Consider the following 13638-nt stretch of genomic DNA (forward strand, 5'->3'; position numbering starts at 1 on the left):
ACTCCTTTAGACAACACGGATCTTCGGCACCCATTCCCGGGGCTTGCTCGATCCGCCATCGCAGCTTCGTTCTTCATGCCTACTCTATAGCCACATTTCTCGATGATCTTACACCGAAGGATTTGTGCGCTTTGAGCAAAGCATCTTTATGATGTTGCCTCCCCCTTGCTCTGGTATTCGGGAAGCAACGAGATTAAGTAGAACATACGCCGCGAATCAATACTGCGTTCCTCGGCCGTTGCCTGTGCTTCATATTCCCAGACAAGCTCGTGCATTCTCCGGTTGAATTCCAGTTGCTTGGCCTCAGAAAGGAAGACCAAACCACTAGTCAGCATCGGCGGACGATCCGGGTCTGGAGCGATTCCGGCCTTCGCCTCCGACTCGCGACGCTGCACTTCAGCGTTCAGACGGGTGCGGAATGCGTTCAACTGCACGTTCAAGTACGCGGTCTTGGCGTTGGCCGAATCGATCTGCGTGTTCAGTTCAAGCCGTTCACCGGCCGCACGCCAGCGGCGCTCGCGCGCGTCGCCCTCACTAGCTGCACGGATCACATACCCGTACTTCTCCAGAGCTCGAAGGTGATAGCTCATTGCGCTGGGGGTCAACGCGCACAGCGATGCAAGTTCCGTAGCGGTGCGGGTGGTCTGCGAAGCAAAGAGCTCATCCAAGACGATCAGTCGAGCGTCATGCGCCAACGCTCGAATCGCTTGGGGGTCAGTGATCGAGACAACTTGTGGAATTTTTGCCGCATCTTGCGAGGCGGCTCCACCTTGTTCCTCAATTGTGTTCCGTGTCATAGGGAAAAACTTTAGCGCTTGTTTCACATTTTCTGAAGCAGGCCATGTCGCAAGAGCCGCTTCACTGCTTCATAAAGCACGTCTGAGAAGTCTTCCTGCCCCTCGCCTATCAGCGATTCCAGCGCATTGACTAGTTGCGATACAGATAATTCGCCATCGCAGGCGGAAACAAATCCTGCCTGCGCAGTATCAAGCAATTCAGTTCGGCGCAGGCCAGCACCCTGGCGCAGCAAGATCACGCCCGGGTGCTCTGCTCCCGGACGCTGGTGGCGTTCCTCGGTGACGTCCTCAGGCACCAGCAGGTGCCAATCCTTGTATCCTTCGCCGGCCGCTGCCAGCTGGTCAGCCATCGCAATATCGCGTTGCAATGTCGGGGCCAGCGGCTGTTCCACCTGATGCGAGATCTGCTCGTAGCGCTGCAGGACTGGGCGGCTTGCAACCGGGCGGCGGAAGTACACCAAGCCGAAGCCTATGGCCCCCACGCCGCGGGACTCGAAGTCATCGAGGTACGCGTTGTAGGCGGAGACATACGAGCTACTGTCTTCGGTCTGCGAAGAGTCGCGCAACCAGGTTTCGGCGTAGCCGCTTGGGGTCGTCTGCTCGCGCTCAATCACCCACACGTCCAGCTTGTCGCCGAACCACTGGCGCACCCGGGCATCCCATGCTTGGTTCGATTCATCGTCTAGAAGAGGAATCTCCCAGTTTGAAAGCATTTGCATGGAACCACCCGGCTCCAAGAATTCGGGTGCTTGCTCGATCAGGGTGCTCACCAAGGTGTCGCCAGCCATTCCCCCATCACGGTAGGTGAAACGGTCCTTGGCCCGCTCTGTGCTACTTCGCGGGGTGATGACGAACGGCGGGTTGCTGGCGATCAAATTGAACGTGGATCCCGCCACCGGCTCGAACAGGCTTCCCTGGAGCAAGGTGACCCGGGAATCGAGGTTCTCTGGATCCAGCGCCAAGGCCTGGTGGTTGAGCATCAGGTTGAACCGGGTGAATCCTAGGGCTCGGGCCGACAGGTCCGTGGCGGTGACGTGTTCCGCATGCGAGAGCAGGTGGAAGAGCTGGATGCCGCAGCCGGTGCCCAAGTCCAGCGCGCGCTCGACCTTTGCGCGGATCGTGATCTGCGCCAGGGTCAGCGAAGCCTGGCCAATGCCGAGCACATGGTCAGTGCGCAGCACGCCGGGGCGCTGGTGTGCGCCCAAGTCGTGGGCCACCCACAATTCGCCATCGGCATCCGATGAATGCAGTGCCAAGGCGATCTTGGCACGGTAACCGCTGGCCCAGGACTCGACGAGCCCCAGCTTGAGCAGGCCGTCGGTCTTGAGCGTCGGGAAGGCGGCATTGATGGCAGCTTCTTCCTGGGTCTGGCCCAATTGGAAGAGGCGAACTACGCAAGCCAGAGGAACATCCTCCCCGCGCCGATCCAGATTGCGCAATGCAGGGTGCAGCTGGTCGCGCGCAAATGCTGCGGCGGCTTCCTCGCCCAGCAGCCCCTCGACATTTTCATAGTTGTACCCGACAGCAGTCAGGTCTTTGGCCAGCGAGTCGATGAGCAGTTGATTATGGCTCTGCGGAGCGTCATCAATGGAAGAAAATTCAGCAGCATTCACAACGCCAAGTCTACCGAGTAACGCAACCGGCGGGAGCTAGGCTAGTCAACTTGGCCCGGCCTATGATGTGGGCATGACCCAAGTAACCGTGACCTATCTGCAACAGCTCAATCCTGCGGAGGTCATCCCTTCGTCCAAATCCCTGCCCGAGGACGCCCGGATTGAACTGGCCGACGAGATCACCCCGGAATTTTCGCGGTTCCTCTACCAAAGCGTCGGCAGCGAGCTGAACTGGGCTGATCGCCTGGATTCCACCCGCGAGCAGTGGGACGAAGTGCTCCGACGTCCCGGCTCTGAAACGTGGGTGCTCTACCAGCAGGGTGCTCCCAAGGGATATGTGGAGCTCGTCACGGAAGTCGTGGAAGCCGGCAGCGAAGTCGAGATCTTCTACTTCGGGCTCTTTCCTGAAGCTACCGGTCGCGGCCTCGGCGGAGTGCTGCTCAGCGAAGCACTGCGGCAGGCTTGGACCCTGGGCTCGCGCTGGACGCAGCTGCCTGCGGTCAGCCGGGTGTGGTTGCATACGTGCTCATTGGACGGGCCGGCGGCGCTGCCGAATTACCAAGCACGCGGGCTGAAGATTTACCGGACCGAGGCGGAACAGACCGAGGTCAAGGACGCCTCGACCGGCTTGTGGCCGGCGACGGAAAGATAGGACTGCGTCCCGGACTTCGACACTCCGGGCCGCCGTTGGTCCATGCGGTGATCAGGCGTCCACGGTGCTGCACTCTGGGCAGCGTCGCAGCTCTTCATCCTTCGCGCAGTCCTCGCAGAACAGGCGCAGATTGCGGCAGGCGGGGTTCGAGCAGTTCTCGAACTTGTTCGTCGGGCCCTGGCAGCCAACGCATTCACCGATAGTCACCGCGTCTTCGGTGAATTCTGTGTGCATGCGCTTGTCGAAGACGTACAGCGAACCTTCCCAGAGTCCTGCATCGCCGTACTTCTCGCCATAGCGGACAATGCCGCCCTGCATCTGGTACACCTCTTGGAAGCCGCGCTTGACCATCAAAGCAGAGAGCACCTCGCAGCGGATGCCGCCGGTGCAGTAGGTGACGACCGGCTGGTCCTTCAGGTGGTCGTACTTGCCCGAATCCAGTTCTGCAACGAAATCACGGGTGGTCTCCACGTCAGGAACGATCGCGTCCTTGAACTTGCCGATCTGCGCTTCGAAGGCGTTGCGGCCATCGAAGAAGTGCACCTTCTCGCCGGCCTTCTTCCTGCCGTCAACCAGTTCGTGCAGTTCTTCGGGGCGCAGGTGGGTGCCGCCACCTACCACGCCGTTCTCGTCGACTTCGAGTTCCCCAGGGGCGCCGAAGGTGACGATCTCGTCGCGAACCTTGACGGAGATACGCGGGAAGTCCTCAGCCGAGCCTTCAGACCACTTGATATCCATCTTCTTGAATGCGGGAAGTTCCCGGGTGGCCTTGACGTAGGCCTTGACTGCGGAGATCTCGCCACCCACGGTGCCGTTGATGCCGTCTTTGGAGATGATGATGCGTCCGCGCAGGCCCCAGCGCTCCAGCAGAGAGCGCTGCCAAAGGCGGATTGCTTCCGGATCTGGGAGCGGAGTAAAAGCGTAATACAGAACTATGCGATGAATGGCCACCCTACAATGTTAGTAGCTTCGGGCCGCGAAACGCCGAGGAAAAGAGCAATGTCACATTGATCTTTCCCAGGAATATCGGCTCTCGGACAGTGCGATAGTTTCAAGTAGGCAACGATTAGTTCAATGTCAGCTAATTCCTAGGAAAGACAAGGTAGGGTCAAATTATGGCATCAAACGCAAGCGATGAACTGATTGGCACCTGGGTAGCAGGCTGGGCTGGGGCTCGTGGTTATGAAACTCGTAACGAAGGACGAGTCCACGCTGCGCTGCGCCACGACACCACTGAAGACTGGGAATACGTCATCTATGGCCCTTCCAAAGAGGAACTCGCCGCAGTCGCCGAGACCTTGGCGAAGCACCCAAATCGCCGCCTGACGGCATTCGACGACTCCGCCGAAAATCTGGTCGCCATGGCGACCGAGGTTGGGCTGCAGGTTACCGCCGACGACGAAGCGCTGATGGTCACAGAACTAGCCGTGCACGACGTCGAGGTCCCGCTGCCTGCAGACGGCTTCGTTTTCCAGATTGAACGCGATGGCACGCATGCCTATGTGTCGCTGCATCCTGAAGACAACCAGGAAGTAGTTGCCGCCTCCGGCCACGTCTCGGCAGTCGACGGATATGCGATCTTCGACCGCATCATCACCGGCGCCGATTTCCGCCGCAAGGGACTAGGCACATTGATCATGCGTGCGCTGGCTTCGCTGGCCCAGGAACACGACGTGGATGAAGGCCTGCTGATCGCTTCGGTCGATGGCCAGCAGCTTTATGCTTCACTTGGCTGGACTTCGCTGGGCAAGGTTGTCATGTTCAAGGCCTAGAGCCTCCACAATTGCTCTCATCGCCGTGCTTGACGTATCCGCGTCAAGCGCGGCGATAGTCTTTAACTCCAGCAGTTCCCGGTCCGGAAGGCGTCCTCGTGAAATCAGTGCGTTCTCTCTTAGATCCCTTCGACCGGACCAATGATCCTGACGGTGTGGTGCACCGCCGTACCAGGACTGCCAAGGACGAGATCACCAGCCCATGGCCCCAGTGGCTCAGCGCCGAGCTCATCGAGATCTTCCAGGGCCTGGGCATCCAGCAGCCATGGCTGCATCAAGCCCAGGCGGCTAATCTCATCCACGCCGGCCATCACACCATCGTTTCCACCGGTACCGCTTCGGGCAAGTCCATGGCCTACCTGATGCCGAGCTTGGAACAATTGCTTGGAGCCAAGGACAGCGGGTTCAACGATGCCGATGCCGGAGCATCGGTGCTCTATATCTGCCCCACCAAAGCGCTGGCGGCCGACCAGCTATCCGCGGTGGAATCCTTGAAGGTTCCCGGTGTCCGAGCCGCTCCCTACGATGGGGATACCGATCAGGCAACGCGTGCCTGGGTACGCCAGCATGCCAACTTCGTTTTCACCAATCCCGATATGCTTCATCGCGGCATCCTGCCCAACCATCCGGCTTGGTCCCGGTTCTTCAAGCGCCTTCGCTACATCATCATTGATGAGGCGCATTCCTACCGCGGAGTCTTCGGCGCGCACGTCGCCAACCTGATGCGCCGATTGCGACGCGTTTGCGCCCATTACGGCAATTACCCGGTGTTCATCGGTGCGTCCGCTACGAGCTCAGACCCGGAAGAATCCTTCGGGCGCCTCATCGGAGCACCAGCGCAAGCGGTAACCAATGATTTCTCTGCCAGCGGCGAACTGGTGATGGCTTTGTGGGAACCCCCGATGAGCGAGCACAGAGGTGAAAACGGTGCGCCAGTACGTCGCACCGCCGTTGCCGAAAGCGCCTCGATCCTCACCGACCTGATGGCCGACCATGTTCGAACCATTGTCTTCATCAAGTCTCGCCGGGGCGCTGAAACCATCGCAACGCTCACTCGCAAGCATCTGGAAAAATTTGCTCCAGAACTATCCGTCCGGCTTGCGGCCTACCGCTCGGGCTACCTGCCCAGTGAGCGCCGAGCGGTGGAGAAGCAATTGCGCAGCGGCGAGCTGCTGGGCGTCACCTCGACCTCGGCACTGGAATTGGGCATCGACATTGCTGGTCTGGACGCCGTTGTGGTGGCTGGCTGGCCGGGTACCCGCGCGTCGTTCTTCCAGCAAATCGGCCGTGCCGGACGTTCCGGCCAGGATGCGCTCGCGATCTTTGTCGCGGCCGAAGATCCGTTGGACACCTACCTGGCGCATCACCCCGAAGCCATCTTCGATTTGGGAGTAGAAGCAACGGTCTTTGATCCGCAAAACAAGTATGTGCTCAGCGGCCACCTCTGCGCGGCCGCGCAAGAATCTCCCCTGCGCCCTGAAGAGCTCGAACTTTTCGGTCCGCAAACCGAGCAGCTTCTGGATTCGCTGGTGCAACGCGGATACTTGCGCCGACGCCCTGCCGGATGGTTTTGGACACATCCGCAGCATGCGGCGGCGATGTTCTCCATCCGCGCCGATGGCGGTGGACCAGTTGACATCATCGATGCGGAAACCGGCGCATTGCTCGGCACCATGGATTCCCCGCAAACGCATTATCAGGCGCATCCGGGAGCCATCTATGTCCACCAGGGTGCGAGCTACCATGTGGAAGAACTTGACGAGCAGAACCACGTTGTGATCGTGACCCGGGTCAATCCCGACTACTACACCACAGCTCGCGATCTCACCACGGTCGCCATCGATTCCGAGGAACGCGAGCGCAACCATCGGGACCTGACGATTCATTTCGGCGAAGTGACGGTGACCACCCAGGTCGTTTCCTTCCAGCGAAAGTCGGTGGTTTCCAACGAGGTGCTCTCAGAAGAGCCCCTGGAACTTGAAGCCAGGGATCTGAACACCAAGTCCGTTTGGTTCACGCTGACCGAGCAGCGGCTATTGCGAGCTGGCTTGGCGGTTGACCAATTCCCCGGAGCCTTGCATGCAGCCGAGCATGCCATGATCGGCTTGCTGCCCCTTGTTGCCACGAGCGACCGTTGGGATATTGGCGGAGTATCCACCGCACTGCATATGGATACCGGACATCCGACAATTTTCGTCTACGACGCCCAGCCCGGTGGTGCAGGGTTTGCCGAGCGCGGTTTCGAGCGCTTCACCGATTGGGTTAGGGCCACCCGAGATGCCATCCAGGCTTGCGAATGCCAGCACGGGTGCCCCAGCTGCGTGCAATCCCCCAAGTGCGGCAACCGCAATAATCCGTTGGACAAGGCTGGCGCCATCTTGCTGTTGTCCGCCGTGCTCGATGACGTGGAACCAGCCCACCACCGCTGAACCCATGTGCCTGCTCAGGGCATCGGAGCATCCAGCGGTGGCGCTCCGGCCCGCGCCCGGGCTTCGGCCTGATACAGTTCCACGCCCATGGCACGGAATCCGACAGGAACAAAGGTTGCTACACGCACCGACTCGCCACCGGGTTCCACCGTGCATGATGCCAACTGCGCACCGCTGGATTGCGCAAGCTGCGCAGCTACGGTGCAGGGTTCGCCAGGACGCAGCCCACGGGCCGTATCTGCGGCAGCCAGCGCCGACATGTCTGCAGCGCTGGCTGCCTGCATCGCAGCTCGTGTTGCTGCAACCCATGCCAAGACCGCACCAGCGATAAGCAGCGCAACAACGACGAGCGCCGTCGCCATGACAGTCCCGCTGCCCTGTTCGTTTCGGAGGCGTTGCAGCTTGCTCATTCGACTGCCACGCTGGCTTGTCCGTGAACCTGCAGGCTGCCGACAATTGGAAGCCGCACGGTTTTGCTAACGTGCACTTGCGAGTAGCCGTTGAATGTTGACAGCGAGAATCGGGCTTGGGTTCCTGCTAGCCGAACCCCGCTGGCGCGAGCGGTGGCATCATCCTCGCCGCGGGCCAATTCCCTGGCCATGGCCCCGGCTGCCTGCTGAACTTGAATCTGTTGGATCCCAACGACACCAAAGCACAGAGCCAAGGACAGCATGATCGCAACTGCTGGCAGCAGCACCGCAAATTCTGCGGTGCTGCTGCCAGATTCATCACTGAATCTCATGGCCTACAGCGACAGTGCTTTAGTGATCAGGCCCATCAGCATGCCGCGTACATCGCCGCTGGACAGGATGCTGATCAGCAGGCCGGCAAAGGCTACGGCAGCCAGGGTGACCATAGCGAATTCGGCTGTCGTGGATCCCTGCTCTTCCTGGAGCAGATCCCTGATTTCACGGAACCGTCGGTTCATTGTGTTTTCCTTTCTGGATACCTGTCCCCGGCGCCGATGCCGGGGACCTTGTGCTACTACCTTCGGCGAGCGCAGACGGCGCAGAGATCGGTTTCTTGCGAGCTGGGCATAACCTTGGACCGGGATTTACTGGAAGCTTGGGAACAGCGCGATGATCAGTGGAACGACGCCTAGGGCGATGAAGGCCGGCAATGCGCAGGCTCCCAGGGGAAGCACAAGACGGGTACCGAATTGCGCGCCGAGGCGTGCAACTTGCTGCGTATGCTCACGGCGTTGCAGAATCGCAGTATTGCGCAGCAGGTTGGCTGCCGGAGCGCCCGTCCTGTGCGCAAAGTGCAGGGCCTTCCTCAGCGGCGCGAGCCAGGCAGGCACGGCTTCCCACGCTTTGTCCCACTCCATGTTCATTTCCAGGCAGCGCGCGACGCTGCGTAGCACCGCGCACTGTTCAATGCTGTTTCCAAGCAGATCCAGGATCTCGGTGATGGGCATTCCCGAATCCAGCAGGCTGGCGCTGAGATCCAGGACCAGCTCGATTGGCTTGTCGTTGTCCTGCCGTCTGTTCCAAAGCCATTGGGCTGCCTTGCCTTCTCCGCTTGTTCGCGCAGTGGACGGCCCCAGTGCCAAAGCGATGGCAAGAGCGCCAAAGAGCAGAATCAAGAGAATCATGACATTGCCTGGCTAGAGGTTGCATGCATGAGCCGCTCGCACCAGATCCGATTGGCGATCCACAGCAATGCCCCGATGAACACGCTGAGTTGCGCCGCCCATGATCGCGCTATCGTGCCCAGCACGTCAATGCCCAGAAGCAGACCAAATCCAAACCCCACCAGCGGCAGCCAGGTCAGCAATTTGGTCGTTGCTTTCGGTCCAGCCATGGCCGCGTCAAACGCCTGCTGGGCTACCAGTGCGCTTTCGAGGTCTTCGGCAAGCCGTTCCAAGACGTCGGCAAGACTGGCACCACTGCGTTCGGAGAGTTCCAGGCACCAGTGCAGCCGTTGCACCGCCGGTCCCTGTCCTTTTCCCTGTGCTGCATCCGGTCCGGGTGCGCTGTTGCCGAGCCGATGTGTCGCTTGGAGATCCTTGAGCGCACCGAGAATGTCCCCGGTGTCGTCTTCGGCTTCGAGCAACACATCAACAGCTGGATGAAACCCCAGACCGCTTCGGAGCAGCGCCGATAATTCGCGGATGATCCGTGCGTCGGTGCTCAGCAGCTGCTCTCCTGCCGGGCGGCGTTCTCCCCCGCGGTTCCAGCGACTGAGTAATGAGCCCGGAGCCCTTTTGCTGGCCGGGTGCGCGGGAATCCAGAACCACAAGGCCAACGCGCCCAAGATGAGGATCAGCATGGTTCAATGCTCCTTGATGCTTTCGTTATCCAGCGCCGTGGCGACGCTGCGTGCGAGTGCATGGCCGAACCTGTCCGCCAAGAAGCGTCGACCGTATTCGGCAAACGGTTCGGCAGCCTCCAGATCGATCAGGTGCCTCATCTGCATCTGGCCGTCGCTACCGGTCTCCAAGCTGCTCAGTGCCACCGGTCCGCGCTGCCCATGGCTGCCCCTGTTCATGTGAATGACGAGATCCAATGCGCTGGAGGCCTGCAACGCGGTTGCCTGCACACTCCATCCGGCGAGCGCACCCAGCGCCGCCAGGCGTGCCGGAACCGATTGCGGGTTGTTGGCGTGCATGGTGCCAGCCGCTCCTTGATGCCCGGTGTTCATCGCTGCCAGGAAATCGCGTATCTCCGACCCGCGGCACTCGCCAACGACCAATCGGTCGGGGCGCATGCGCAGGGCCTGGACAACCAGATCCTTCAGTTCCACTTGGCCGGCGGATTCGACGTTGGCCGAACGGGTTTGCAAGGATACGACGTGCGGGTGCGGCACTTGCAGTTCCTGCGAGTCCTCGACGATGACCAATCGGTGCTGCGGGTTGGCCTCGGCCAGCATGGCTTGCAGCAGGGTTGTTTTTCCGCTGCCCGTACCGCCGGTAATCAGGAAGTTCATCTGGCGCTGGACAAGGGCTTGGAGCAGCGGCAGCCAGAACCCGTGGGATCCTTCCAGGACCATGCCCAGTTCAAGCTGGGCACTGCGCTTGACTCGTATCGAGATCAAAGGACCGGCCGTGGCAATCGGCGGCAGCACGGCGTGGACACGGTAGTTCTTCAAGCTCATGTCCATGAATGGGCTCGCTGAATCCAGCCGTCGTCCAGCGAGGGTCGCCAGATGCACGGCCAGCGTCCGCACCTGCTCCGGAGAGGAAAACCGGAATTCAGTGGGTTCCAGTCCGGCCGGAGAATCAGTCCAGACCCTCCCCTGACCGTCCACCAGGACATCGGTGACTTCCGGCCGCTGGGCGAATGGCTCAAGGACAGACAGTCCTGCCACTTCGTGCTGCAGCGATTCCAATGACTGGGCGGCGCCCTGCGATCCGAGGGCCACGCCCGAGTCATGGACGGCTCCGGCCAAGGCAATCGCGTCCAGCTGCCCGCCGGTGAGCAGCGCGCGTTCACGCACTGATTCGAGAATCTTGGCATCCAGCACGGGTCCGCCCGTTGCTGGGGTGGCGTTGTGGCTGTGCCGTCCCGGGCTCATGGGCGCTGCTCCTTCACCTGCGGTATCAGGCACAGATTGGACAGGTGCTGGCGCAGTGCCCGGGATTTGAAAGTGTCGAAGAGCTGTCCGCGCTCCAGGGCCTTGCTAATCCGCGGAATGACAGGGAAGGCGCCAAGCATCTCCGGAAAACCTTGAGGGGTGCATCGCAGTTTCTGCTCCCCGCACAGCACCACTTCCCCTAAAGCTGGCACGGTCATGGAGCTGGCAGTGGCGATATTCCGGTCAATGAACTGGTTCATCGCCAACCGTTGCGGATGCGGTGCACGTCCGGCATCCACCACGACGAGATCGAATCCTTGCCGGGCCGCAGCCAGCAGCCGAATCACCAGCTGGTCTTCCAGCTCCTGCGTTCGGTTGGCTCGGGACCAGGTCAGGATGGTTGTATCGCGCAGTTTCGGCAAAGTTTCGGCCAGTTGATGGGCCGCCAGCGCGCCGCCGGATTGCTGCAATTCCTCCCAGCCGATTCCGGCGGGCGGCTGCGCGCACACCAGTGGCCATGCACCTTGTGAATGCGGATCCAAATCAATCATGGCGCTACGCAGGCCGCTGAGCGTTCCCGCGTGCGCCAGCAGCAGGGCGAGGGTTGTCGTCCCCAACCCGCCGGCCGTGGAACTCAGCGCCAGCGTGTGCCCGTGTCCTGCCCGCATGGCCCAAAGGCCGAGGTATTCGCCGAGCCATTGGCTCGCCGATGGCAGAACAGCCACTCGTGCCTTGGGAATCCTGCTGGCCAGAGTCCAGATGAGGGACTCGCCATCTTCCATGCCGACCAGCACATCTACCGGCCGGCTCGTGTTTTCGGCCAGTGCTGCCATGTCGCTGCCCCACAGCACCGGTCCCGAGCCATCGCCGGGCAAAAGCTGCGGATCAGCGCATTGGTTGATTCGCACCGCCGCGCCGACCGCGATCACCGCGCATCGCTCAATAATCCGCGCGTCGTTGCTCACGATGGTGCAGACCGGCTCATCCTCCGCAGTGCGTTCACCAGCCGCCGGCGCGCCGGTTCTCTTCGGAGGCAGCTGTTCGAAATCCGATTCTGTCATCACAAATCGTTGCGCAACCTTCAGCGGCTGGGCCGATGGGGATTCTGATAGCCATTTCATGCATCGAGCGTGGCATCCATCCAATCATTTGCGTGCGGCCAGCCAACCGGCTGGGGATATCGTCCACTGGCACGGCACAATAGATCCATGAGTGTCATCGCCTTCCTTGCCGCCGACCCGGATGGCTATGCCCTCATCGACCTCCGCGACCAGCTCACTGGCAACTCGCTGCAGCCGGTCTCCTCTGTTTCCCGCGAAGAGCTGGCTGGATTCGTCGCTGAAACCGAGGCACGGCATTCGCCCCGCTGGGCCATGTTCCGCACCACCCCATGGATGCAGCCGCTCGCGGCAGCCGGGGTTTTTCTGGCCAAGGCCTACATTCTCTCCTTGGCGCAGCGCATCCTGCACCGTTCCCCGCTGAGCGCGAAGACGCTCGATGACTTCAACTTTGAACAGCCACCCCAGGGCAGGGAATGGGCCAACCAGGATGCGCTCTTCTCCGCACCTGTCACCGGCGAGTCGCTGGCCGAGCTGATCGCCATGTACCTTGCCCAACGCGACGCACTGCCGCAAGAACCCGATGCCCGCCGTCGGCTGGAATTATTGATCCATGCCGAATCGGTAGGCGCCGTGATTGCCTGCGAAATGGAAGAGGCCGGCTTGCCGTGGGATGAAGCCGGGCACCGCGCCCTGCTGCGCGAGCAATTGGGCGAACGCGTCTCCGACTACGGACGACCTCCCAAGCTGGCTGCCAAGGCCCAGCAGCTGGCTGAGGCGTTGGGCAGTCCCGGACTCAATCCCGATTCGCCGCAGGAACTGCTGCGCGCCCTGCACAAGGCCGGCTTCGCGGTGAGCTCGGTGCGGGCATGGGAACTTGAGCAGATCAAGCATCCGCTGATTACCGAGGTCCTCGAATACAAGAAGCTCTCCCGCCTTGCGAGTACCCACGGCGATGCCTGGCTGGATCAATGGGTGGAAAATGGCAGGTTCCATCCGCACTATGTGCTGGGAACCGTCATTTCAGGACGTTGGGCGGCCTCAGGTGGCGGTGCGCTCCAATTGCCGCATTCCATCCGGCAGGTCGTTCGCGCCCCAGCAGGTTCGACCTTTGTGGTGGCCGACGGCAGGCAGCTGGAACCGCGCATCCTGGCGGCCATTTCCCATGACCAGCAGCTGCAAAAGGCTGGCCAGCAAGACGATCTGTACCAGTGGCTGCTGGACGCCAAGCTTGTCGCTTCGCGCGATGAAGCCAAGCTGGGCATGCTCTCGGTCATCTATGGCGGAGGTGGCGGTGCTTCGGGCACCGTCGGCGCGGCGCTGACCCGCAGCTTTCCCACCGCCATGCGTTTTGTCGGACAGGCGGCACAGGCTGGCGAACAGGGTGGAGGTGTGCGCAGTTTCCTTGGCCGCGGCTGCCCTCCCGCAGATGAGCAGTGGCTGGCGGCGCAGCGGGCAACCAGCGATGAGGCATCGCAGCGGGCCGCTGACTCGGCGGCGCGGGCCCGTGGCCGGTTCACCAGGAATTTTGTCGTGCAGGCTACCGCGGCCGAGTGGGCCTTGGTGTGGATGGGCCACGCGCGCCACCTGATCCATCAGGCCGGGTGGAGCCGAAGTTGCCGCCAGGTGTTCTTCGTCCATGACGAAATTGTCTTCGAATGCCCCACCGAATTAGCCGGGCAGCTGCAGGAGCTAATCCGCCACGCCGCCATGCTCGCCGGACGCTCGCTGTTCGGCCAGGCCTCGCCGCGTTTCCCGGTCAGCGTAGCGATTTCAGGGAATTACGCGGACGCGAAATAGC

The 13638-nt window shown here is 61.3% G+C and carries 14 protein-coding genes; 4 read left to right on the forward strand and 10 right to left on the reverse strand.

Annotated features, from left to right (window positions below; all coding sequences use genetic code 11):
* Positions 1–146 precede the first annotated feature (146 nt).
* Positions 147–824 carry a helix-turn-helix domain-containing protein gene (locus ACLQ8T_RS12350; protein WP_338085794.1) on the reverse strand — a complete coding sequence of 226 codons (678 nt, stop codon included), beginning with the start codon at positions 822–824 and terminating at the stop codon, positions 147–149.
* Complete coding sequence (locus ACLQ8T_RS12355) at positions 821–2410, reverse strand: methyltransferase (RefSeq protein ID WP_413454789.1); 1590 nt, start codon at positions 2408–2410, stop codon at positions 821–823. Before ACLQ8T_RS12355 ends, ACLQ8T_RS12350 begins: the two co-directional genes overlap by 4 nt.
* 73 nt (positions 2411–2483) lie before the next feature.
* On the opposite strand from ACLQ8T_RS12355, the gene ACLQ8T_RS12360 reads away from it, so the two are divergent.
* Complete coding sequence (locus tag ACLQ8T_RS12360) at positions 2484–3062, forward strand: GNAT family N-acetyltransferase (protein WP_413454790.1); 579 nt, start codon at positions 2484–2486, stop codon at positions 3060–3062.
* Positions 3063–3113: 51 nt separating this feature from the next.
* On the opposite strand, the gene ACLQ8T_RS12365 is transcribed toward ACLQ8T_RS12360, so the two are convergent.
* Complete coding sequence (locus tag ACLQ8T_RS12365; RefSeq protein WP_413454791.1) at positions 3114–4013, reverse strand: rhodanese-related sulfurtransferase; 900 nt, start codon at positions 4011–4013, stop codon at positions 3114–3116.
* Positions 4014–4177: 164 nt separating this feature from the next.
* Here ACLQ8T_RS12365 and ACLQ8T_RS12370 point away from each other — a divergent pair, with 164 nt between their 5' ends.
* Both ACLQ8T_RS12370 and ACLQ8T_RS12375 read left to right on the forward strand, forming a co-directional pair.
* On the forward strand, positions 4178–4834 hold the full coding sequence (locus tag ACLQ8T_RS12370) for a GNAT family N-acetyltransferase (protein ID WP_128471034.1): 657 nt from the start codon (positions 4178–4180) through the stop codon (positions 4832–4834).
* A 98-nt stretch (positions 4835–4932) separates the two neighbouring features.
* Positions 4933–7263: a DEAD/DEAH box helicase gene (locus ACLQ8T_RS12375; RefSeq protein WP_413454792.1), complete on the forward strand. Its 2331-nt coding sequence runs from the start codon at positions 4933–4935 to the stop codon at positions 7261–7263.
* A 14-nt stretch (positions 7264–7277) separates the two neighbouring features.
* On the opposite strand, the gene ACLQ8T_RS12380 is transcribed toward ACLQ8T_RS12375, so the two are convergent.
* The 7 genes from ACLQ8T_RS12380 to ACLQ8T_RS12410 form a co-directional block, all read right to left on the reverse strand.
* Entirely contained in the window at positions 7278–7673 is a 396-nt protein-coding gene (locus tag ACLQ8T_RS12380) for an Rv3654c family TadE-like protein (RefSeq protein WP_204722719.1), read from the reverse strand.
* Positions 7670–8005 (reverse strand): TadE family type IV pilus minor pilin, encoded by a 336-nt coding sequence (locus ACLQ8T_RS12385; protein WP_204722720.1) that lies wholly within the window; start codon positions 8003–8005, stop codon positions 7670–7672. Before ACLQ8T_RS12385 ends, ACLQ8T_RS12380 begins: the two co-directional genes overlap by 4 nt.
* 3 nt (positions 8006–8008) lie before the next feature.
* On the reverse strand, positions 8009–8191 hold the full coding sequence (locus tag ACLQ8T_RS12390) for a DUF4244 domain-containing protein (protein ID WP_038991688.1): 183 nt from the start codon (positions 8189–8191) through the stop codon (positions 8009–8011).
* A 126-nt stretch (positions 8192–8317) separates the two neighbouring features.
* Positions 8318–8857: a type II secretion system F family protein gene (locus ACLQ8T_RS12395; RefSeq protein WP_413454793.1), complete on the reverse strand. Its 540-nt coding sequence runs from the start codon at positions 8855–8857 to the stop codon at positions 8318–8320.
* Positions 8854–9534, reverse strand: coding sequence for a type II secretion system F family protein (locus ACLQ8T_RS12400; RefSeq protein ID WP_413454794.1), 681 nt, complete (start codon positions 9532–9534; stop codon positions 8854–8856). Before ACLQ8T_RS12400 ends, ACLQ8T_RS12395 begins: the two co-directional genes overlap by 4 nt.
* A gap of 3 nt (positions 9535–9537) precedes the next feature.
* Positions 9538–10779, reverse strand: coding sequence for a TadA family conjugal transfer-associated ATPase (locus tag ACLQ8T_RS12405; RefSeq protein WP_413454795.1), 1242 nt, complete (start codon positions 10777–10779; stop codon positions 9538–9540).
* Positions 10776–11900 carry a hypothetical protein gene (locus tag ACLQ8T_RS12410; RefSeq protein ID WP_413454796.1) on the reverse strand — a complete coding sequence of 375 codons (1125 nt, stop codon included), beginning with the start codon at positions 11898–11900 and terminating at the stop codon, positions 10776–10778. The genes ACLQ8T_RS12405 and ACLQ8T_RS12410 overlap by 4 nt, the downstream gene beginning before the upstream one ends.
* A gap of 87 nt (positions 11901–11987) precedes the next feature.
* Here ACLQ8T_RS12410 and ACLQ8T_RS12415 point away from each other — a divergent pair, with 87 nt between their 5' ends.
* The gene (locus ACLQ8T_RS12415; protein WP_204722725.1) at positions 11988–13637 is read left to right on the forward strand and encodes a bifunctional 3'-5' exonuclease/DNA polymerase; all 1650 of its coding nucleotides are present in this window, start codon (positions 11988–11990) and stop codon (positions 13635–13637) included.
* Position 13638 lies beyond the last annotated feature (1 nt).

This window comes from Glutamicibacter sp. FR1 (assembly GCF_047300825.1).
In the GTDB taxonomy this organism is placed as follows: Bacteria; Actinomycetota; Actinomycetes; order Actinomycetales; family Micrococcaceae; genus Glutamicibacter; species Glutamicibacter nicotianae.

What these genes read in the sequence shown, in the direction of transcription:
- ACLQ8T_RS12360 (WP_413454790.1), top strand. Translation starts at nt 2,484, where the DNA reads ATGACCCAAGTAACCGTGACCTATCTGCAACAGCTCAATCCTGCGGAG.
- ACLQ8T_RS12370 (WP_128471034.1), top strand. Translation starts at nt 4,178, where the DNA reads ATGGCATCAAACGCAAGCGATGAACTGATTGGCACCTGGGTAGCAGGC.
- ACLQ8T_RS12380 (WP_204722719.1), bottom strand. Translation starts at nt 7,673, where the DNA reads ATGAGCAAGCTGCAACGCCTCCGAAACGAACAGGGCAGCGGGACTGTC.
- ACLQ8T_RS12385 (WP_204722720.1), bottom strand. Translation starts at nt 8,005, where the DNA reads ATGAGATTCAGTGATGAATCTGGCAGCAGCACCGCAGAATTTGCGGTG.
- ACLQ8T_RS12390 (WP_038991688.1), bottom strand. Translation starts at nt 8,191, where the DNA reads ATGAACCGACGGTTCCGTGAAATCAGGGATCTGCTCCAGGAAGAGCAG.
- ACLQ8T_RS12395 (WP_413454793.1), bottom strand. Translation starts at nt 8,857, where the DNA reads ATGATTCTCTTGATTCTGCTCTTTGGCGCTCTTGCCATCGCTTTGGCA.
- ACLQ8T_RS12400 (WP_413454794.1), bottom strand. Translation starts at nt 9,534, where the DNA reads ATGCTGATCCTCATCTTGGGCGCGTTGGCCTTGTGGTTCTGGATTCCC.
- ACLQ8T_RS12405 (WP_413454795.1), bottom strand. Translation starts at nt 10,779, where the DNA reads ATGAGCCCGGGACGGCACAGCCACAACGCCACCCCAGCAACGGGCGGA.
- ACLQ8T_RS12410 (WP_413454796.1), bottom strand. Translation starts at nt 11,900, where the DNA reads ATGAAATGGCTATCAGAATCCCCATCGGCCCAGCCGCTGAAGGTTGCG.
- ACLQ8T_RS12415 (WP_204722725.1), top strand. Translation starts at nt 11,988, where the DNA reads ATGAGTGTCATCGCCTTCCTTGCCGCCGACCCGGATGGCTATGCCCTC.